Annotated in this window: 18 protein-coding genes and 2 pseudogenes; 18 read left to right on the top strand and 2 right to left on the bottom strand. The window is 37.6% G+C overall.

Features of this window, described 5'->3' with window-relative positions; translation table 11 throughout:
• Position 1: 1 nt before the first annotated feature.
• The 18 genes and pseudogenes from C427_RS04270 to C427_RS04360 all read left to right on the top strand — a co-directional run bounded on the left by C427_RS04270 (position 2) and on the right by C427_RS04360 (position 18,320).
• A complete protein-coding gene (locus C427_RS04270; protein ID WP_007640284.1) occupies positions 2-1,303 on the top strand; it encodes an undecaprenyl-phosphate glucose phosphotransferase in 1,302 nt (433 codons plus the stop codon).
• A gap of 155 nt (positions 1,304-1,458) precedes the next feature.
• Positions 1,459-2,834 (top strand): annotated as a pseudogene (locus C427_RS04275) (UDP-glucose dehydrogenase family protein).
• The gene (locus C427_RS28470) at positions 2,831-3,058 is read left to right on the top strand and encodes an NAD-dependent epimerase/dehydratase family protein (protein ID WP_007640286.1); all 228 of its coding nucleotides are present in this window, start codon (positions 2,831-2,833) and stop codon (positions 3,056-3,058) included. The pseudogene C427_RS04275 and the gene C427_RS28470 overlap by 4 nt, the downstream one beginning before the upstream one ends.
• Before the next feature lie 167 nt (positions 3,059-3,225).
• The gene (locus tag C427_RS04285) at positions 3,226-4,635 is read left to right on the top strand and encodes an oligosaccharide flippase family protein (RefSeq protein WP_007640288.1); all 1,410 of its coding nucleotides are present in this window, start codon (positions 3,226-3,228) and stop codon (positions 4,633-4,635) included.
• A complete protein-coding gene (locus C427_RS04290) occupies positions 4,619-5,431 on the top strand; it encodes a hypothetical protein (protein WP_007640289.1) in 813 nt (270 codons plus the stop codon). Before C427_RS04285 ends, C427_RS04290 begins: the two co-directional genes overlap by 17 nt.
• Positions 5,424-6,725, top strand: a complete 1,302-nt coding sequence (locus C427_RS04295; RefSeq protein ID WP_007640291.1) for a hypothetical protein — start codon at positions 5,424-5,426, stop codon at positions 6,723-6,725. The genes C427_RS04290 and C427_RS04295 overlap by 8 nt, the downstream gene beginning before the upstream one ends.
• 3 nt (positions 6,726-6,728) lie before the next feature.
• Positions 6,729-7,709, top strand: a complete 981-nt coding sequence (locus tag C427_RS04300) for a hypothetical protein (protein ID WP_007640292.1) — start codon at positions 6,729-6,731, stop codon at positions 7,707-7,709.
• Positions 7,710-7,775: 66 nt separating this feature from the next.
• On the top strand, positions 7,776-8,861 hold the full coding sequence (locus tag C427_RS04305) for a glycosyltransferase (protein ID WP_007640293.1): 1,086 nt from the start codon (positions 7,776-7,778) through the stop codon (positions 8,859-8,861).
• A gap of 79 nt (positions 8,862-8,940) precedes the next feature.
• Complete coding sequence (locus C427_RS04310) at positions 8,941-10,023, top strand: glycosyltransferase (RefSeq protein WP_015430460.1); 1,083 nt, start codon at positions 8,941-8,943, stop codon at positions 10,021-10,023.
• The gene (locus C427_RS04315) at positions 10,023-10,481 is read left to right on the top strand and encodes a hypothetical protein (protein ID WP_015430461.1); all 459 of its coding nucleotides are present in this window, start codon (positions 10,023-10,025) and stop codon (positions 10,479-10,481) included. The genes C427_RS04310 and C427_RS04315 overlap by 1 nt, the downstream gene beginning before the upstream one ends.
• Before the next feature lie 2 nt (positions 10,482-10,483).
• Complete coding sequence (locus C427_RS04320) at positions 10,484-11,170, top strand: glycosyltransferase (protein WP_015430462.1); 687 nt, start codon at positions 10,484-10,486, stop codon at positions 11,168-11,170.
• Positions 11,167-11,718, top strand: a complete 552-nt coding sequence (locus C427_RS04325; protein ID WP_007640296.1) for a putative colanic acid biosynthesis acetyltransferase — start codon at positions 11,167-11,169, stop codon at positions 11,716-11,718. Before C427_RS04320 ends, C427_RS04325 begins: the two co-directional genes overlap by 4 nt.
• Positions 11,719-12,070: 352 nt before the next feature.
• Positions 12,071-13,318, top strand: coding sequence for a WcaI family glycosyltransferase (locus C427_RS04330; protein WP_007640298.1), 1,248 nt, complete (start codon positions 12,071-12,073; stop codon positions 13,316-13,318).
• Positions 13,319-13,345: 27 nt separating this feature from the next.
• Complete coding sequence (gene gmd, locus C427_RS04335; protein WP_007640300.1) at positions 13,346-14,467, top strand: GDP-mannose 4,6-dehydratase; 1,122 nt, start codon at positions 13,346-13,348, stop codon at positions 14,465-14,467.
• A gap of 309 nt (positions 14,468-14,776) precedes the next feature.
• Positions 14,777-15,148, top strand: a complete 372-nt coding sequence (locus C427_RS04340) for a GxxExxY protein (RefSeq protein WP_007640302.1) — start codon at positions 14,777-14,779, stop codon at positions 15,146-15,148.
• Positions 15,149-15,605: 457 nt separating this feature from the next.
• Positions 15,606-16,565: a GDP-L-fucose synthase gene (gene fcl, locus C427_RS04345; protein ID WP_007640303.1), complete on the top strand. Its 960-nt coding sequence runs from the start codon at positions 15,606-15,608 to the stop codon at positions 16,563-16,565.
• Between the two features lie 154 nt (positions 16,566-16,719).
• A pseudogene (locus C427_RS24535) lies at positions 16,720-17,820 on the top strand (IS3 family transposase).
• Between the two features lie 308 nt (positions 17,821-18,128).
• On the top strand, positions 18,129-18,320 hold the full coding sequence (locus C427_RS04360) for a hypothetical protein (RefSeq protein ID WP_007640309.1): 192 nt from the start codon (positions 18,129-18,131) through the stop codon (positions 18,318-18,320).
• 355 nt (positions 18,321-18,675) lie between these two features.
• Here the strand turns inward: C427_RS04360 and C427_RS04365 are convergent, their stop codons facing one another.
• Both C427_RS04365 and betA read right to left on the bottom strand, forming a co-directional pair.
• Positions 18,676-19,905 (bottom strand): choline transporter, encoded by a 1,230-nt coding sequence (locus C427_RS04365; protein WP_034899784.1) that lies wholly within the window; start codon positions 19,903-19,905, stop codon positions 18,676-18,678.
• 51 nt (positions 19,906-19,956) lie between these two features.
• Positions 19,957-21,633 carry a choline dehydrogenase gene (gene betA / locus C427_RS04370; protein ID WP_007640315.1) on the bottom strand — a complete coding sequence of 559 codons (1,677 nt, stop codon included), beginning with the start codon at positions 21,631-21,633 and terminating at the stop codon, positions 19,957-19,959.
• Positions 21,634-21,635 lie beyond the last annotated feature (2 nt).

A 21,635-nucleotide genomic window follows, 5' to 3' on the forward strand; every position in this document is an offset into this window, starting at 1 on the left:
TGTGGAATCCTATGGCTCAGTCACTTATAGCGAACACTTTTTGATTTCTTTTTTAGCCACGGTGGGCTTTGCGTTAGCTGGAGAGTCCTTCAATTTATATCGTCCATGGCGTGCTGGCTTTTTTAAACAGTTGGTATTTTACACCATATTGTCATGGGCGGTCGCTTTAATACTGGTGTTAGGTTCCTTATTTTTTACCAAATTAAGCGTTAGTTTTTCTAGAGTAACCTTTGGGCTGTTGTTTTCACTTGCCATCTTGAGTCTACTTGGCTGGAGTTTGTGTTTTGCGCTTTTTTTATTCCACATTAGGAGCAAAGGCTTTAACACTCGTAATGTGGCTATTATTGGATTAACCAAAGGAGCTGTGCGACTGGCAGAACAAATTCAGGGTCGCCCCGAAACCGGTTTTCGCTTGTTAGCGATTTACGATGACCGCGCACCAGAGCGGCTAGATCCTCAATATCATTCCTTGCTGCAAGGCGCGGTTGCTGAGGGTGTGACCCAGGCAAAACAGAAAAAATTCAATATTGTACATATTGCCATGCCACTCACTGATGAAGCAAGTGTCAAAGAAATACTCTATCAACTAGGTGACACTACCGATAATGTGCAATTAATACCTGATTTTTTCACCTATTGTTTAATGAATGCCACTATGGCCCATGTAGGTCAAGTACAAACCATCAGCATCTACAATAATCCCATGAAAGGCGGCAGCGCCGCCCTTAAGCGAGTCGAAGACATCATTTTAGCGATGGGAATATTAACCTTTATTGCCCTACCCATGCTGGTCATTGCCTTAGGCATAAAATTGACATCTAAAGGCCCAGTAATGTTTAAACAACACCGCTATGGCTTAGACGGTAACGAAATCAAGAAATTGAAATTTTGTTCCATGACCGTGGATGAAAATGGCGCAACCGTCACCCAAGCGATTAAGAACGATGCCAGAATTACCCCCCTTGGTGCGTTTTTACGAATCACCTCATTAGACGAACTGCCGCAATTATTAAATGTGCTCGTGGGCAGTATGTCGGTTGTGGGACCTCGACCTCATGCGGTGTCAAACAACGAGGAATACCGCAAACGAGTGGACTATTACATGTTGCGTCACAAGGTCAAACCGGTTATCACCGGCTGGGCCCAAATCAATGGCTGGCGCGGTGAAACTGACACCATAGAAAAAATGCAAATGCGCATCAAATTCGACTTGGAATACATACGCCACTGGTCACTGTGGATGGATTTTAAAATTGTGTTGTTTACCTTCACTAAAGGTTTTGTTGGTAAAAATGTGTATTAAATAATGTCACAAAAAATTATAAAACATCACCCAAATGAGTAAGACTGGTAACATTGTGTTCTGTCAAAACTTGAGATTGAAGGTGAGCAAAAAACAAAAAAGTCACTGGTTCAATTATATTGCCCCATTGATTATTAAATTTTCAAAGGATTAAAATGAAAGTGACGTTTTACGGTATTGGTTATGTAGGTTTAGTACAGGCAACGGTTCTTGCCGACGCAGGGCATGAAGTTTGCTGCGTAGATATAGACACAACCAAAATTAAAAATCTTAAAAAAAGGTATTGTGCCTATTTTTGAACCTGGACTCACAGCACTAGTAGAAAAAAACCATGCTGAAGGACGCCTCATCTTCACCACGGACGCCAAATTTGGCGTTGAATTTGGCAAACTACAATTTATTGCAGTCGGTACTCCCCCCGATGAAGACGGCTCAGCAGATCTACAATACGTATTGAAAGTGGCCGAAACCATCGCCACTCACATGAGTACAGATAAGGTCATTATTAATAAATCGACCGTTCCTGTAGGCACTGCTGAAAAAGTCAGCACGCAAGTGCAAACAGTGCTTAATGAAAGAGACTCTCAGTTGACATTCACCGTGGTGTCAAACCCTGAGTTCCTAAAAGAAGGCGCGGCAGTCAGTGATTGCCAGCGACCCGATCGCATCATAATAGGCACTGATTCAAACGTCGCAGAGCAGTTAATGCGCCTACTTTATGAGCCCTTTAATCGTAATCGCGAAAAAATCATTGTGATGGACGTTAAAAGTGCAGAGCTCACCAAGTATGCTGCTAACTGCATGTTAGCAACAAAAATCAGCTTCATGAATGAAATGGCCAATATTGCTGAACGTGTGGGAGCTGACATTGAAAATGTGCGACAAGGTATAGGCTCAGATCCCCGTATTGGTTATCAATTTATTTATCCAGGTTGTGGTTACGGGGGTTCCTGTTTTCCTAAAGATGTACAGGCATTGGTGCGCACCACCGATGCGATTGGTTACGAGTCTGAAATATTAAAAGCGGTTGAACGGGTTAATTTTCGCCAGAAAGACAAGTTGTTTAGTTACATCTCAAAACACTTCAAGCTAGACCAATACCCCGATGCCATAAAAGGCAAAACATTTGCACTGTGGGGGGTTATCATTTAAACCGAATACCGACGACATGCGCGCGGCCTCAAGTCTAGTATTAATGGCGTCTTTATGGGCAGCCGGTGCCAAAGTACAAGCGTACGACCCAGAAGCGATGGAAGAAACCCAGCGCATTTGTGGTAGCCGCAAAGACCTCAGGCTTATGGGCACCAAAGAAGCGGCTTTACAAGGCGCCGATGCCTTAGTCATTTGCACCGAGTGGAAAAATTTTAGAGCGCCAAACTTTGAACTAATTAAAGAAAAATTAAATACCAATGCCCTATTTGATGGTCGCAACATGTTTGAGCCATCGCGTATGGCGGAAAATGGCTTTGCTTATTATTGCATTGGCCGCGGCCTGTCTGTGGCAGCTAATCTTAGTGAGAATGATTTATGACATATTTAGTCACGGGTGCCGCTGGCTTTAACAGTAATTTCATTACCCCACGGTTATACCGGCAGGGCCATGATGTGATTGGTTTGGACCACCTCAAGAGTTCTCAAATTAACGTCTTTGACCCCATCGATTTGTTTTCCTCAGGGCTTGGGATGTTATTAACATATGTTTTTGATTCGAAACCACCTGATTTATTAGATTTACATAGCGTGGCTTATAAATAAGATGTTGAGTCGTAAAAAAAATTGGATGGTAGCCTCAAAGGCTTACTTAAAAGAGCAGATGGAAATTTATTACACTCCATTGGGGGAAGACATTGAGAGTGATGACACTGAGAAACCGACGTCTCTTTTCCAATCGATTAGTCGATTAAATAGTGTAAGAGGTTGAATTGATATTTAAGTTTTCTAGATCACACAATATTTGGGTTATTGCTAATCACTTTACCAGTAAGTCACTAATGGCGGCTAAATTTTTCATTGCAGCTAGTTTTTTAGGTCCTGAAAAAATGGGTGTTGTAGGCTTATTACTCATTATTTACGCTATATCAGAAACATTAACTGAATTTGGATTGATTCATGCTGTTATACAGGCTAAAGATGAGCCAGAGTTACAGGATTTAGACAGTGTTTGGTGGTCATTGGCTTGCCGTGGATTAGCCTTAGCTTGCATATTACTTTTATTTGGATATTTTTACCCCATTGAAAGTGAATATAAGTATGTTTTTATTTTTTCAGCACTACTCATTAGTATTTCTGCGCTATTTAAATCTTTGTATAGTCCTAGATATTACTTGGTACAGCGACATCGTATATTTAATCGGTTATTTTTGTTTAATGCTTTTGCTGGCATCGTTGATATTATTATTTGTATTTATTACTTAAATGCAGGGGCAGGAATACTTAGTATATTCATCGGTTTGGTTGCATCTGAATTATTAAAATTATTAACATCATTTGTTTTTTTTGGTAAAGACGCGAGGTTCTTTACTCGCTTATTAAACCCTACTTTTAAGGTTCATAAATACATTGATTTTGGGAAATGGATATGGATAGGCAATTGTAATAATCTTATTTTAAATCAATCAGACAAATTGCTTACAGGGGTCTTGCTAGGGGCACAACAGTTAGGGCTTTATCAAATGAGTAGTAGAATAAGTCAGTTAGGTATCTCAGATGTAGCTATGGCTATTGGTCAGTATTTATTTCCAACACTTTCTCGGCTAAATGTAGCATCAAAAGAAATCATGCATGCTACATTCTGTAAATTCTTTTGTTATATGCTGATTTTCTCAATTGTGAGTGCAAGTACAATAATCTCATTAGCACCTCTTTTGGTTGTTTTTTTGGGTGAACAGTGGAGTGGTAGTATTTTACTATTGCAAATATTATCTGTAACAATGGTCATCGGTTCATTAATATCAGTATTAGTCGCGTTTATTAGAGCACAAGGAAATCCCAAATCAGTAACTATAGCTTCTTTCTATCAGCTGTTGGTATTTGTACCCTCACTGATTTTACTTGGTCATTTTTTTGGTGTTATTGGTGTAGCTATAACCACTGTTATTAGTACGTTAATTTGTTTTGGGACATTACTTCACTTCTGCAAAATACCAACATTTGAGATATTGATGCCATTAAAAAGTTTTTTAAAGCCATTATTTGTCTATACGTTTGTGTATGTTTTGTCTTTTGCAGTTGAAGATATATTTTCCTTAGTTTTAATAAACATCATCAACGCTTTATTTTGTATGACTGTAGTTTTGTACATAGAGAAGGATAATCATGAACATTCTCATTAATTTTGCAGATGAAAATTTTCGTTCTAAACAGAAAGTGAATTCTTATACCGCTAAACACTTTGGAGGTTTTGATGAAATTTGTGAATTTACGCCTAACGATATTGACTCTGATTTTATTAAAGTAAATAAAGATATATTTGACCAAAAGCGAGGTTTTGGTTATTGGCTATGGAAGCCATATTTCATATTAAAGGTATTAGAAAAAAGTAATGAGGGAGATTATATATTTTATTGTGACTCAGGTTCTTTTTTTGTTAATAATATCGATCATTTAATAAAATCAATGGGCAAAGCAAAAGCAGAAATAATGCTTTTTGAAACACCATTAATAGAATGCCAATGGACTAATCAGTATTTATTTGACGCCTTAAATTTAAATGATGATAAATATAGACTAACTAATCAAATCTCAGCTACTTATATATTAATTAAAAAAACCAATGAAACGGTTACATTTATAAAAGAATACCTATCTTTATGTAGCAATATAAATTTTGTTACGGATAAACAAAAAGTAAAAAGTAAAATGGTTATAGACCATAGACATGATCAATCAATACTAAGTTTGCTGGCGAAGAGTAAAAACATAAAACCTTTTAAGGACCCCTCGGACTATGGGGTATATCCATTCCGCTATTTTACTAACGATAGATTATTTAGAGTAAACAAGTATGAAGAAAAATATCCTGTGATAGTGCTATCAAACAGGAACGTAAATCCCATAATGTATTATTTAAAATACTGGTTAAGGACCATTCAAAGTAAATTAAGCCGGTTGAGTTATATTAATGTATAGAACAGAAAGATTTTTTGTCTACCTGTACATTTTACCATTTTCTCTAGATTTTAAAGGTGCAGAAGATGGTGGGTCCGTAATTCAATTTTTTTTCCTAGCAACGGTTTTATTTGCTGGCATCGTTCTTATTGCTTCATTTTCAAAAATCCCAGCCATTAAATCTATCCCACACAAATTAAAAATAATTCATAACATTTGGTGGTTTTATTTAGCGAGCTCCATTTTAACAGCCTTAATTAATCAAGTTCCAATTGGTAATTATGTTCGCGTAATGCTGCCATATTTTTTGTCTGGGTTTTCAATGTTAATAGTAATAATGATTTATTCACGAGGTAGAGATCTAAATATATTTTTCGCACCTATATTGTGGGCTTTGTGGACTTCTGTTTGCTGGACCGCTGTATATGCTGTTGCTTTTTTAAATATCCCCCTTAATGAAATGAGATACCAAATAGTAAGCCCTTTACTAGTGGTGTTTTTAGCTTACGGTATTGTTTTATTGTTGACGCAGAAAAAAATATCAAAAATGGCTATGGCTATTGGCCTTACCTGTATCGTTATTATTGTTATAAGTGTCACTCGTTCGTTACTATTAAGCGCAGCATTTATATTGTTTTTTATCTTTGTAGTTTATCCACAGTCACAGCGGCGGCCATTGATTAAAAAAGCAGTCAGGTTATTTATGCCTTTAGCTATTTTAATGGTTATTGCTATTCCTCTTATAATGGTTTTTAGACCCGATGCTTTTACCGCATGGCAGTTAAGGTTGTTTTCACAACAAGAGGATTTGGGTTTTGATGTCACTACAGTTACGAGATTAGCTGAATACAGTGGTCAAATGAAAATGTTGTTTGAAAATTTCACATCAGCATTTTTCGGGAGGGGAATGGGGTCAGTGTATTATTGGGACCCTTTGTATTATGATCAAATCTCGCAAGTTATTGATATCACTAAGTTAGAAGAGTCTGTTAGATGGTCGAACGGGCATTCTTTGTGGGTGTATTCGATATATAGTGGTGGTCTCTTATTCGGCTGGCTTATACCTTTTTGTGTTTTAAGTGCCGCATACATAACATATAAAGATATAAAGAATAACATTTCAGATATAAATGAAAGACATAAAAGTAGAGTGTTATTTTTTTATGTGATCGGCATTGCCATTTTGAGCGCTACATTCACTGCTAACCCACTAGGAGTGAGGCTTGTCGGGATGTTTTACGGTTTGGCAATTACATTGCCAATTTTATATCTCAAACAAGTTAAAGAGCTACAAATAATCGGAAGAGTAAAATAAAACATGTCTAGTAATAAAGTCTTTAATTTTTATTCACGTTTTGAAAGTGGCCATCGTACAGAATATATTAAATTTACTGCCTCTCAATTAAACGGCGCAAGAGTAAAGTTATTTGCTGGCTTATTCAGCCGTAAACCTTTGCTTTTTTTAATGGTAGAAGAATGTTTCTTTATTTATTGGTTAATAAGTGTTGTTAGATCAATATTTAAATTAAAAACTGTTGGTTTGGTGTTTAGGGCTAAAGAATGTACTGTTTCAAATACTTTTAAACATAAACTGAAAAGATTTTTCTTAAAAAATATAAAAAAGAACCAAAACGCAACGTCGTTATCAATTATTCCTTTTTTTGTATGCCCTGCAATAGAAAATATTTGCGATGACTGGATATATGATTTTCAGTTTTGCGATATTGATTTTTTGTATACCTTAACAGATTTGGTTCAAGTTAAGTTATTTGTAAATGAGCTTAACAGTCTTGCTAATGGTCGTAAAATAATCTGTGCTATTGGCAAACAAGATGAGAGTAAAGGTTTTGATCAATTTATTACTAACTATATTAATTCAGAATCTTTACAAAAAGATTTCTCATTTATTTCAGGGGGTAAAATAAGCGGTATAAGCGACTCACTTATAACTAAATTTGAAGATGTTGGTGGCATAATTTTTAATAAAAAAATTACTGATTCTGAATTGGTTGCTTTATATGAAGCCTCCGATTTCATATGGGCATGTTATTCGCCTTTATACGATCAGTCTTCTGGTATATTAGGTCGCGGTCTTCAATTCAATAAAACAGTAATTGTGCGTAAAAACTCTGTTGCAGAAAGTATATCAGTCAATTTGGAAGCCAGTTTTATAACAATGCCCATTTCCTCGGAGTTATTGTTCTCAGAGTTAAATGGGTTTACTAATAAAGAGTTAACTTCGTCACCTAAACTTAAAAACAATATGGATAAACTTAAATGTTTATTAGGTACTAAATGATAGATGTTTTCTGAAAGTTAAAGTTAAAGTTAAAGTCGTTTTTTCTGAATTTATTCTAAGGGTGATATGATTTTTTTATTAGATTTGCCCAAACCTATACATGGAATGTCTGTTGTAAATAAAGCATTTATAGATAAGGTAAGTTCTGAGGTAGATGATTATGTAGTCATTAATACAGCGCCTTCTTATGCGGCTAATTATTTTAATGGTATTTTATGGATAATAGTTAAGTTTTTTCATACAATCTTTTGTTGTTTTAAATTATTTTATAACTTAAGTACAAATACCAATAAGTCAGTGTATCGGTCGATTAATGGTGGCTGGGGTCAATGTTATGATGTCTTTTATATTCTGATTGTTAGAGCTTTCTCTAGAAAAATATATATCCATCATCATTCTTTTAGTTATTTAAATAATACAAGTAATATTTTTAAAATCGTAAAGATAATCACAGGAAATAAAGTCACTCATATTGTTCTAAGTAATCATATGGCTGATATATTATCTAGTAAATATGGTGTTGAAAAAATAAATATAACAATTATTTCAAATCTATTTTCTTTTGATGATGCGGAGAATAATTACTTTTCGAAACCTGTTGAAAAAGTAAATATTGGATATTTATCAAACATACAAATGGATAAAGGAATAGATGCGTTTATAGATGTATGCCGGACTTTAAATTCACTTAACTTTAACTTTACCGCTAAAATTGCAGGCCCTTTTAGTGATGACGTGTCAAAAAAAATTGTGATTGCTGCAGTGAAGGAAATGGCACAAATAACTTACATGGCTCCATTGTATACTGAAGGTAGAGTAAATTTTTATAAGAGTTTAGACTGTTTTGTTTTCCCAAGTAGATACAGATACGAGGCTGAACCGCTTGTTTTATATGAAGCTGCAATGTATGGCATATATATATTGGGCACAAGGCAAGGTTGTATGGAGGAGGTAATAGAAAAAATGGACGGTACTTCGTTTGTGTTCAGCACTAATATGGCACAGGAGATTGCTGCTACCATTAAAGATAAGTTTGAAAGTAATTGTTTTAGTACCCCTGCAAAAAATAGGAGAATTGAACATATAAAAAAAGAAAGAATTAAAGCTACTTCTGCTTTAATAAAATTAGTAAAAGAAATAAATATAGTTTGATTTTTATGAACTCACCATTGTTCAATATGGCTTATAAAGTGGGTTATTTTAAAGTGGGTTTATATTTGCCAGGGAAATTATGAATAATAGAAAATATATAATGTCTTTCACCTCTATGGGTGATTATAGACTTGAAGTAATGAAGCGAATATCTGAAAATTTAAATAATAAATTAACTATATATGCTGGCGACCAGGCTTTTGACCCGAGTATTAGATTAATTAATAATAATGATATGTTTTATAAGCGAATAAAAAATGTGTTTTTATTACAAAGAAAGTTTCTATACCAATTTATACCTTTTAGAGAATATTTAGCTTGTGACGTACTTCTGTTAGATCTGAATCCTAGAATTATAAATGTATGGTTACTTGTGATTTTAAGACGCTTTTTAGGTAAGCCGGTAGTCGTATGGGGGCATGCGTTCCCTAGAGGAGGAGCCAAAAGTAAATCAGATATGGTTAGGGGGCTATTAAGAAAATTATCCAAAAATGTAATAGTCTATACTGAGAGTCAATCAAAAGAGCTAAAAGAAATTTCGCCTTTTTTGAACGTGGTTGCAGCACCGAATGCCTTATATAGTAAAAGTCAAATGTGTTTTGTCAATAACGCACAAAGAGAGGATATACTTTACGTCGGTCGCTTGGTAAAAGAAAAAACCAAAATTTTACTTAAAGGATTCATTAAAGCTTGTGAAATCATTTCTTTTGAGGCTCGTTTGATATTTGTTGGTGATGGTAGTGAGAAAAAGTCATTAGAGAACATCGTATCAACGTTACCTGTGGAAATTAGGTCAAGAATATTTTTCTTGGGGCATGTTGCTGGTCACGAAAAAATTAGTAAACTTTATTCTAGTACATTTGTTAGTGTTTCCCCCGGCTATGTAGGTTTATCAATCACTCAGAGTTTTTCTTTTGGCGTACCTATGATTATATCTAAAGATGAACCACACGCCCCAGAGATAGAAGCTGCAATCGAAGGTGAGAATTCTGCGTTTTTTTCAACAGATGAAATAGATTCTCTTTCAACGCAGTTGTTAGGTTTTTACAATGATCGTCGTCGTTGGGTGACAAAAGGCAATCAAATTGTACATTCTTGCCAACGTTTATATTCTGTGGAAGTCATGGCAGATAGAATTTGTAGTGCGCTAGTTGAAATTTAATGAATATTTTATTTGTCGTTTCTAATTTGTCTTACCCTCCAGCTGAAGGTGCCCACGATCAAACCTTAAATTTGATAATAAACCTCATAAAAAATGGTTATATAGTTAAATTACAGGGCTTTATTAAAAGTGATAGTTCTTTTGATTTAGATAGACTTAAGACAGACATTCCAGAATTAAAACTTGGTAAATTTGAAAACTATTCAACTAATTATATTTTTCTTGCAATCAAAAATATTTTTTGTAGACGAAAAATTAGCCACGAACTATTTGACATCATTCATTTCGAAGGTTTTGGTGTATTAACGTCAGTTACAAATTATAGAAATTCGCATTCGAAACTACTAATGAGCTTAATTGACCCTTGGGCTCGAAGACAAAAAAGGCGAATGTTAGCCTCTAAAAGCACCATTCATAAGCTTGTTTTTTTGTTTCTTGGAAAATTGCTTATTGGTTAGAGATGTTTTTTTTAAAAGACTATGATGCAGTCCATCTCGTTTCAGCTGATGATCTTTCTAATATATCACTAGACTACCCCAGAGCCACATTTATAGATATCCCTGTTTTTTTTGAGGTGAAAGATTATAAAAAATATAGAAGAACTAACGATGTACTTAGTGTTTTATTTTGGGGTGATTTAAATGTACCTTATTTATCGGAAGGTTTCCTTTTTATTATCAAGACTGTAATTCCGTTCGTTAGTAATGTTGAATTAAAAGTTCTCGGTAGAACTAGTAAAAGTGTTTACTTAAAAAATCATGATATTGATGATGTGGATTTTGAAAAAATTGCATTCATAACATGGGTTGATGATGTCGATGTATTTATTTCGGACTTTGATATAGTGATTTTACCGGACAAGAATGGTACTGGATTGAAAAATAGAACTATTTCTTCAATGATGTTAGGTATGACTATCGTTGGGAGTGATTTTGCTTTTGATGGCGTAGCAGGCGAACACGGTAAAGATTTTTTTATATGTAATTCACAAAATGAATATATAGAAACATTGAATTTATTACAAAAAAATTCTGAAACATTAGCAATAGTTGGGAAATCAGCAAACAAAACAGCAGAACAAAATTATTCAAAGGATATTGTAATGAAGGAATGGGATGAGCTTTATAGGAGGTTATTAAATAAGTGAAGTACCAAAAACTTGATAAATTTAATATGCCTGAAGGATTCCGTGGGCGTGGTGTAATTACAGTGCAAATTTGGTGGATAGTACAATCGACACTCTTTGCTGGTTCACCACAGTTTGCTTATAAGTGGCGAAACTTATTACTTCGACTGTTTGGAGCCAAGATTGGTGAAAATGTCATCATACGTCCTTCTGTAAAAATTACTTACCCATGGAAGCTGACCATAGGTGATAACGCTTGGGTGGGAGATAATGTAGATTTATATACCTTGGGTGAAATTAGCATAGGTAAAAATGCCGTGGTGTCCCAGCGTGCTTATTTGTGTACCGGCAGTCACAAACATACTGCTGAAGCATTCGATATTTATGCTAAACCCATAATAATTGAAGATGAAGCCTGGGTTGCAACAGATGTTTTTATTGCGCCAGGTATTACCATTGGAAAAGGCGCAGTAATTGGTGCGAGAAGTTCGGTATTTAAAGATATGCCAGCAGGTATGATCTGTATTGGTAACCCAGCCAAACCGGTTAAAAAGAGGCTTGAGGTGTGAAGTTAGTCTTTAATCGCCGTCATTATTCCCCTGCGTTTACGGAAATGCTAATTGCAATAGAAAGATATCAACAAATAAATAGACTATTAGAGTAATGACACATTTCAAGCCATTGCTGTCTTTTAATTTCTTCACGCAATTTTATACACGCCGTTTGTTGTAAAGTATTGTAGTACGGAATGGAACTTGCTTAGTTTGGTTTTTGAAATATTAATGTCATTATTTTCTAGTATGTTGATGCGTCTAAGTACTTGTTAAGCTAAAAAAGAAACGGAACATCTGTTACTACTGAGTGTTAGTTAACCCTTATTAGCAGTTTGTAGTAGTTGTAAAATAGATGGGATTTAACTTTATGAAAGTGCTATTGAAAAGTTTAAATTATGCCCCTGAACTCACAGGGATTGGTAAGTACAATGGTGAAATGTGTGAGGCGTTTGCCGAAAAAGGCATGGATGTTACCGCTATTGTTGCCCCTCCTTACTACCCACAATGGCAAGTGTCTCCAGGTTATCGCAAGTTTTGGTATAAACAGGGCAAGACGAATGGCGTAAAACTGATCCGTTGTCCTTTGTATGTTCCAAGTAACGTGTCCATACCAAAGCGTTTTATTCACCTATGTTCATTTGCCTTTACTGCCGGCCTTGCCATGGCAACACAGCTTTTCAATCGACCTAATGTGGTTATTTTGGTGCAACCAACCTTATTTTGTGCACCTTTTGCATTAATTTTTGCAAAATTAATGGGTGCGAAAACTATCATGCACATACAAGACTTTGAAGTAAACGCCATGTTTGGCCTGGGTATGGTGCGTGAAGGTAAAATGGTGAACGTGGTTAAAAGATTAGAAAGCTGGTTATTAAAACGCTTTGACGCCGTTTCCACTATTTCTTACAGCATGATGGAAATAGCCAAAGCTAAAGGGGTGGATGAAAGTAAGATTATTTATTTTCCCAATTGGTCAGACATTGACTTTGTTACACCCCACTCTGATGGTTCTGCCTTGAAAAAAGAATGGGACTTTAACCCCAGTGATAGGATAATTATGTATGCAGGTAATATAGGTTATAAGCAGGGCCTTGAAATTATTTTCGATGCAGCAGAATATTTCCAAGAACAAACTGATATAAAGTTCGTGTTAGTCGGCGCGGGGGCCTATACGAATACCCTTATAGCGCTATCGGCCAAGCGAATGCTAACAAACGTTTATTTTAAACCACTGCAGCCCTGGGAAAATGTTCCACAGATGCTTGCACTTGCTGACATTCACCTCGTGGTGCAAAAAAAAGGGGCAGCTGATGCAGTTTTGCCCTCTAAGCTCACTAATATTTTAGCCGCAGGTGGCCATACATTGGTTACCGCCGAGCGTCACACTGAATTAGGGGTGATCGCCGCAAAGTATGAAGGTATTTTTCATCGTATCGAGCCTGAAGATAGTACTGCGTTTATTGATGGTATTACGCATTTATTAGATCAGGATTTAACAAGCCATAATACGGTTGCGCGTAAATTTGCAGAATCTAATCTAGCCAAGGATCAAATACTAGCGGAGTTCGCTGATAATTTGGCTTTGTTAGCTAAAACAGAATATGTGTTTAATTAAAACAAGTAATTTTAAAGGAAGAAGTAAATGACAAATAAAGTAGCGTTAATTACCGGGGTAACTGGACAAGATGGCTCTTATTTAGCCGAGTTGTTATTAGAAAAAGGTTATGAGGTACATGGTATTAAACGCCGGGCATCGTCATTCAATACGGAGCGTGTTGATCACATTTATCAAGACGGCCATGAAACCAGTCCCAAGTTTTTTCTGCACTATGGTGACTTAAGCGATAGCTCTAACTTAACCCGTATCATTAACCTTGTACAACCCGATGAGGTTTACAACTTAGGCGCGCAGTCACATGTGGCGGTATCGTTTGAATGCCCAGAATATACCGCTGATGTCGACGCTATGGGTGCGTTACGGATATTAGAAGCTATTCGCTTTTTAGGACTTGAAAAGAAAACCCGTTTCTATCAAGCATCAACCTCAGAGCTTTACGGTGAAGTACAAGAAATACCCCAAAAAGAAACCACGCCGTTTCACCCGCGCTCACCTTATGCGGTAGCCAAAATGTATGCCTATTGGATCACTGTTAACTACCGTGAATCTTACGGCATGTATGCCTGTAACGGTATATTGTTTAACCATGAGTCACCCCGCCGTGGCGAAACCTTTGTTACCCGCAAAATCACCCGTGCCTTAGCAAACATCTCGCAAGGTTTAGAAAAATGTTTGTTCTTGGGTAACATGGACGCTCTGCGAGACTGGGGCCATGCTAAAGACTACGTACGTATGCAGTGGATGATGTTACAACAAGACGTTGCCGACGACTTTGTGATAGCCACGGGTAAACAAATTTCTGTACGAGAGTTTGTACGTTTATCAGCACAGGAACTCGGCATAGAGCTTGAATTCAACGGTGAAGGCATAGACGAAACAGCCACAGTCAAATCAATCACTGGTGACAACGCCCATGCCTTGACAGTGGGCGATGTAATCGTAAAAGTCGATACCCGCTACTTCCGCCCAGCCGAAGTAGAAACCTTGCTGGGCGACCCAAGCAAAGCCAAAGAAAAACTTGGCTGGACCCCAGCCATCACCGTTGAAGAAATGTGCGCAGAAATGGTTGCACACGATCTAGATAAAGCCAAACAACATGCTTTACTAAAATCAAACGGTCATAAAGTTAACGTCTCGGTAGAATAAAAAACACGAGGCACGAGAACAATATTTTCACCACAGAGGAAAACGAGGACACAGAGGCAAGAAAATAATATGCATTACTCTATGAACTTGGTAGTGAGTTATTTATGTTTTTATCATAACCATCTATCTCGTTTACCTCGGTGTTCTTTGTGGTAAATAGCTTTAGTTGTTTTTAATAAAGAATGGTTCGGTGGTAAGTACTTGTGTTTTTATCTTAACCATCTGCCTCGTTTACCTCATTGTACTCTGTGGTAAATAGTTGTTTTATACATTTTGAACTCGGTGGTGAATATTTTTTAGGAGGTAGTAATGGAAACGGATCTTCTTACTCAAAAAGTCATTGGTTGTGCGATAGAAGTGCATAAGGAGTTAGGGCCTGGTTTATTAGAATCTAGTTATGAATGTTGCTTGATGTATGAACTCGCCAAAGCAGGGATAGTGGCGAAAAACCAAGTTGTACTGCCAGTCAATTACAAAGGTGTGTTGATTGAAAGTGGGTACCGGATAGATATATTGCTGCCTAAAAAGTTAATTGTTGAGTTGAAGGCGGTGGACAAATTATCGCCTATCCATACCGCTCAAATGATCACATATTTAAAGCTAAGTGAAATTAAAACAGGCTTATTGATTAACTTTAACGTGCAAAAACTCTCTGATGGGCTTAAACGAATTAGTATGTAAATCAACCAATAATTGTATTCTCTGTGTGTAATGCGAAGCATCTCTGTGTTCTCGGTGGTTAATATGTAGGTTGGAATAAAAGAATATAGATTGAACCACCGAGGACACTGAGAAAATAGGAATAAGGTATTTAATCTTAACTTCGTTGTACTTGTTGGTCTTAGTGGAATGAAGGATTAAAGATTGAACCACAGAGGACACCGAGAGCACCGAGGAAACAGCAATAAGGTTTTTAATTTAACCTCTGTGTGCTCTCCACGCGGTGGCCGGAATCCTCGGTGGTTAATATGTTTTTGGTAGCCTTTTTTGGTTGATTTGTAGTTTGAAATATAAATATAAAGATTGAACCACAGACATCAGTAATGTCGCAGTAACAAAGCTTTTAAGATTATTTTAACCTCTTTGTACTTTGTGCCCTCGGTGGTAATTTGTTTTTGTGGTGAATAAGGATTTAAAAATGAAAAGAATTTTTGTTGCGGGCCATAACGGTATGGTTGGGTCGGCTATAGTTAGGCAGTTGGAAACACGCGGTGATGTTGAACTTGTATTGCGTAGTCGTAGTGAATTGGATTTATTGGATCAACATGCGGTTGTTGCGTTTTTTGCTTCTGAAAATATTGATGAGGTGTATTTAGCGGCTGCTAAGGTGGGAGGGATTGTTGCCAACAATACCTACCCTGCTGAGTTTATTCATCAAAACTTGATGATCCAGTGCAATATTATTCATGGTGCTCATCTGTCGGGTGTGCAAGATTTACTATTTTTGGGTTCGTCTTGTATTTACCCTAAGTTAGCTGAACAGCCAATGAAAGAAACAGCATTGTTAACTGCTACCTTAGAGCCGACTAACGAGCCTTATGCGATTGCTAAAATAGCCGGTATTAAATTGTGTGAGTCGTATAACCGGCAATACGGGCGAAATTACCGCAGCGTAATGCCCACTAATTTATATGGCCCTCACGATAACTTTCATCCGGAAAACTCTCATGTTATTCCTGCTTTATTACGCAGGTTCCATGAAGCCAAATTGACAGGTTTAGATGAAGTAGTTGCCTGGGGCTCGGGTAACCCCATGCGTGAATTTTTGCATGTTGATGATATGGCCTCCGCGTCTATCTTCGTGATGGAGTTAGATCAATCTACCTATGCAGATAACACCCAAGACATGCTCAGCCACATTAATGTGGGTACAGGTGTTGATTGCACTATCCGTGAATTAGTTGAGACCGTCTCTAGAGTTGTTGGCTTTGAGGGCAGTATCGTCTTCGATACGACTAAACCTGATGGGGCGCCTCGCAAGTTAATGGATGTGACTCGTCTAACAAATCTGGGTTGGGGATATTCTATTGGACTCGAACAAGGTTTGAAGAGCAGTTATCAATGGTTTTTAGCCAACCAAGATAATTTTAGAAAATAGAGATACAGATGCTAGATACAAGTTGCTAACAGCTTGTTGTGGTTGAATTAGCCGGACACTTCAATAAAGGATTATAATCCTGTTAATTGAGGTGAATATGACTAAACGAACAAACAGGCATTATCCAACAGAATTTAAGTAAGAAGCGGTTGCTCTGGTAATTGAGCAAGATTACTCAATCGTGCAGGCAGCTGCGTCTTTGGGCGCGACAGACAAACTACTTTACAACTGGGTAGCCAAGCATAAGAAACAGGTACAAGGTTATGTGCTGTCTGGTGATGAACGGGCAGAGTTAATTCAGCTCAGGAAGGATAATAAACGTCTACACATGGAGCGTAAAATCCTAAAAAAGGCAAGTGCCTTCTTCGCGAAAGAAATGAAGTAAGATATTCTTTTATAAGTGAGCTTGATGCTAAATATCCTGTGTCAGTTGCTTGTAAAGTGATGGAAGTGAGTTCGTCAGCATACTACGTATGGCTAAAAAGACCGGGTGAACTCATAGTCGCTCAAACACTTAGACTGTATCGACGAGCAAAAATATTATTCAAGGCGAGTCGAAACAGTTGAGGCAGCGCAGAGCTTGCTAAAGCACTACGCAAAGAAGGCTTTGAGATAACACGTTATCGCGCCATTAAGCTAATGGAGCGGCTTAAATTAGTTGTGACTCGGAGAATAGCTTATAAAGTGACAACCAAGCAAAAACACAGTGATGCTGTGGCTGACAACTTGTTAAATATGAATTTCAATCCAGTTGGACCCAATCAAATTTGGGCGGGTGATGTGTCCTATTTAAAGACGGGTGAGGGCTGTTTGTACTTAGCAATTGTCATGGATTTGTACTCACGCCGTATTGTTGGTTGGCATATATCAAAACGCATGACGCGTGATTTGGTCGAGCAAGCGCTGGTAAAGGCCCATAACTTACGTAAACCGGCAAAAGGTGTGATATTTCACAGTGATAGAGGCTCTCAGTCCACGAGTACAGGCTTTAGAAATTTGGTGTCGCGATTAGGTAGTCGAGCCCAGCATGGGTGACGTTGGAGCTTGCTGGGATAATGCTGTTGTGGAGCGTTTCTTTGGAAGTATAAAGCATGATTAGTTGTTTAAAGTACCGCAGCCAACTTGATGACATATTCGAGAAGATGTGACTAGGTACATGAAATATTACAATGTTGAGCGACTGCATTCAGCCAATTTGGAGCAATCGTCAATTGAATTTGAAAATTCCTTTAGAAAAGTGTCCGGTTGGAGTTGACCATATCATCTAGTATCTAAATGCGAGATAGGTAACTCGAGCAAAATGTTTTTAATAACAGTTTTTTAGTTTTTCCTCTGCGTAATCTGTGAACTCGGTGATCTAAGACTGCTTCACTTGCTGGTAATGAGTAAGTACAAATCGCTTTTTTAGAGTTTGAATTGAATGCTACATAGGATATATTTATCTTATTATTCGTACATGAAAAAAATGCATGCAGGATAATGATAAGCAGTAAGCACTCAATTGGGCATTCTCGCCGCTATACAAGAAAAAACCTCACTTTTTACTTGAGGTTGTTTCTTATTTTGTTTTTGTCATCAGCAGTCATAAAAGTCAGTGATTTAATTTTCTTTCCCCCGGAACTGTTTGAGACTATTCGTGCAAGCTATGGTGACAGTGCACAAAAAAGAGTCTTGCTCTGGCAAGAGGTCATAATGGATAATCAGAATGAAGATCTTGACGAGCAACTTTATAACGTTAATCGCTTCTTTGATTAATTATTAACTACGGTATGCTCGAATAAGTATATGTGGTCCAATGTCGCCAATAATCATCAAGAAACGCGTGCCAATTTGGTAGGCGTTTTTTTGCTCATAAAGCTTCGCTAATCGACGATTATGATTTTTAATGTCTGTTTTAGAGCAAACATTCTAGTCATAAACATAAAAGCGAACTGCTGATTTTTATACTCGCCTATTAGTCAAAATTACATATTAATATTTTGAACTTTAACACAAAATCTACTGTGGCTTAATCTGTTAACACCAAGCTAATTTGTCGAATATAAATTGCTTTTATCCGTGCTCGGCAGCCATTGACCTCTTAGGTTCAAACATTTATATCTTTTGCTTTTTACTGCTTGGCACTTTTCTCACGTTCCATGATACAAAAATCTAAGATGTTTTGCTCTGGACTGTTATTGATCTGGGCGACTGTTTTTAAACGGGTAAATAATATAAACAATAAGCAACTGAACATTAAACCAATAACAACGGCTCCTACCCATTGGATCTGTAAAAAGTCTAGGGTGAATAATAAAGTCAGACTGGATAGTACTAAAAGATTACCTACAAAATAGGGAGCTTTGCCTACTCTGGTAATGGTTATGTTTAAATTATCTGTGTAAAGGCGTATCAGTGAGTCCAATGAATTGATCACAAATAACACTCCTACAGCAACCATCATGCCGTTTAACCAACCTGCAATATTGATATCGTTAAGGTGAACGTAATACAATCCTACAAACCATATTGCGATCGGGATAGAAGGAAAAATCGACATTGTTAAAAATACTTGGTAAGTGCGAAGCCCACCCACAAACCGAGCGGTAAATTGGCCAATCATAATGCTCCAAGCAAACCACCAGTACAGATAAAATTCATGATAAGCGTTTAGCGGTAAAACAAACTGATGGATATTCGAAAAGTAACCATTTAATAAACCAAAAGTCTGGAAGAGTTCGCTGGCCTCTCCTTTATCCGATGACAAAGCGGCTAACCACGTGAAGGTTATCAAGGCAAAAAACAACCAAGTGCTAGCCAGGCTGAGAATACTTACATAGCGAATATCCGTGCTTGAATATACCGAGGCGGCGATAACGCCTAACACAATCAAATAGAAACTAGCGGTTAACGCACCTTCATCGGCTAACTGGGGAATATACCAAGGCAAATTGCTCAGTAGTAAAAAAGCTGTAAAAGCACAGGTACCAATAATAACCAAGTTATTGATAAATTTAACGATAGGGATGGCGAAAAACTGGACTTTAGGTTCGATAATACAAAAATAGAAACAGGTTAGAAAATAGAAACACCAGATCAAAAAAGCCCAAAAGCCAAATTCAATCGCTAAGGGGTTAGTAAACGCATACTCCGGGCTGGTGGCAATATCCGCGTAGCCTGCGAATTCAGTTAAGGGGAACATTATCAGCCCCACATCTAAACCTGAGGTAAATAAAATAGCGATAAAGGTAAAGGTGCTAACCGGAGTGACACCAATACAACGCACATTTCCCCATTTAAATAAAATACAGCCGATGCAAAAAAAAGTGAATAAAATGCCTGCTGATAACCAAATTGTCATAATACATCCGAAAAAAGTATAACCGAAAAATATGTGATGGTTTAGCCCTTATTATCGTTTAGGTGTGTTAGCTCGTTGCTGAGTTTGCCACTGCACATCACCTGTTACCGTTACCGATTCAGGCGGTAAGTGATGACCTTTTATAAGGTCCGCTGCTCGCTCGGCCAACATAATAGTTGGTGAGTTTAGATTTCCATTTGGAATAGTCGGAAATATCGAAGAGTCCACTACGCGTAAGCCTTGAATGCCATGTACTTTGGTTTCTGGGTCAACCACAGATAAGGCATCAGTACCCATCTTACATGAACAGCTTGGGTGATAGGCACTTTCAACAGATTCACGCACAAAGGCATCAATCTCTGAATCGCTTTGAATATGCATGCCGGGTTGAATTTCTTCGCCTCGGTAGCTATCAAGTGCAGGTTGATTAATAATTTCACGGGTTAACCTTACGCAGGCTCTAAAACCTTGAATGTCATCCTGATGTTGCAAATAATTAAATGTAATCTGCGGTGCTACGTCAGGTTGATTTGATACCACCTTGACGCTACCCCGGCTTTTGGGTTTGTTATGACCAATATGTACCTGAAAACCATGTCCTGCAAAGGCTTCTTTGCCATCGTAACGCATCGCTGCAGGCAAAAAGTGATACTGCAAGTCAGGCCATTCGACACCTACTTTTGAACGAATAAAACCGCAGGATTCAAAATGGTTAGTTGAACCTAAACCGTCTTTGTTCAAAATCCAGCGTACCCCAATTTTAAGCTTACTCCACCAGTCTAATTCACCATTGAGCGTAATAGGCTGAGTACATTTGAATTGAAAGTAAAACTCTAGGTGATCTTGCAGGTTTTCACCTACACCGTTTAATTCATGCAAACATTCGATACCTGCTTTATCCAAGACCTCTTTAGAGCCGATGCCAGAAAGTTGCAGTAGGTGCGGTGAACCAATAGAGCCAGCACTTAAAATGACCTCTTTATTGACTTTTATTTCATGTGTCTGATTTTTATGGGCGAAACGCACCCCTACTGCTGCTTTGTTTTCAAGCAGTACTTTATGCACTAAAGCGTGGGTGACAACGGTCAAATTAGGGCGGCTCATCGCTGGGCGCAAATAGGCATTGGAGGTTGATGCACGGCGGCCATTTTTGACGGTCATGTGCATAGGGCCAAAGCCTTCTTGTTGCTCACCGTTATAATCTTCGGTGGCCAGATATCCTGCATCGGTTCCTGCATCTATGAAGGCTTGATATAGCGGATTTTTCATCTGATTGCCGTTGTTGACCCCAAGTGGCCCTTCTTTGGCGCGGTAATCATCAGCCTTGAATGCCCAGCTCTCCGCTTTTTTAAAATAGGGCAGGCAATGGGAATAATCCCAATCAGTGGCACCACTTTGTTGCCACTCATCAAAATCTTTAGCATGTCCACGTACATACACCATGCCATTGATTGACGATGAGCCGCCCAACACTTTGCCACGAGGACAATGCATTTTGCGGTCATTCAAATAAGGCTCAGGCTGGCTTTCAAACTGCCATGCATATTTTTTAGTATTCATGGGGATAGACAAAGCCGTGGGCATTTGAATAAAAATACTTTTGTCACTGCCGCCTGTTTCTAATAATAATACGCGGGTGTTTAAGTCTTCGGTTAGACGATTGGCCAGCACACAACCTGCAGAGCCTGCGCCAATAATTATATAATCATAATCTGCTTGGATATTCATTA

The organism is Paraglaciecola psychrophila 170 (assembly GCF_000347635.1).
Lineage (GTDB): Bacteria > Pseudomonadota > Gammaproteobacteria > Enterobacterales > Alteromonadaceae > Paraglaciecola > Paraglaciecola psychrophila.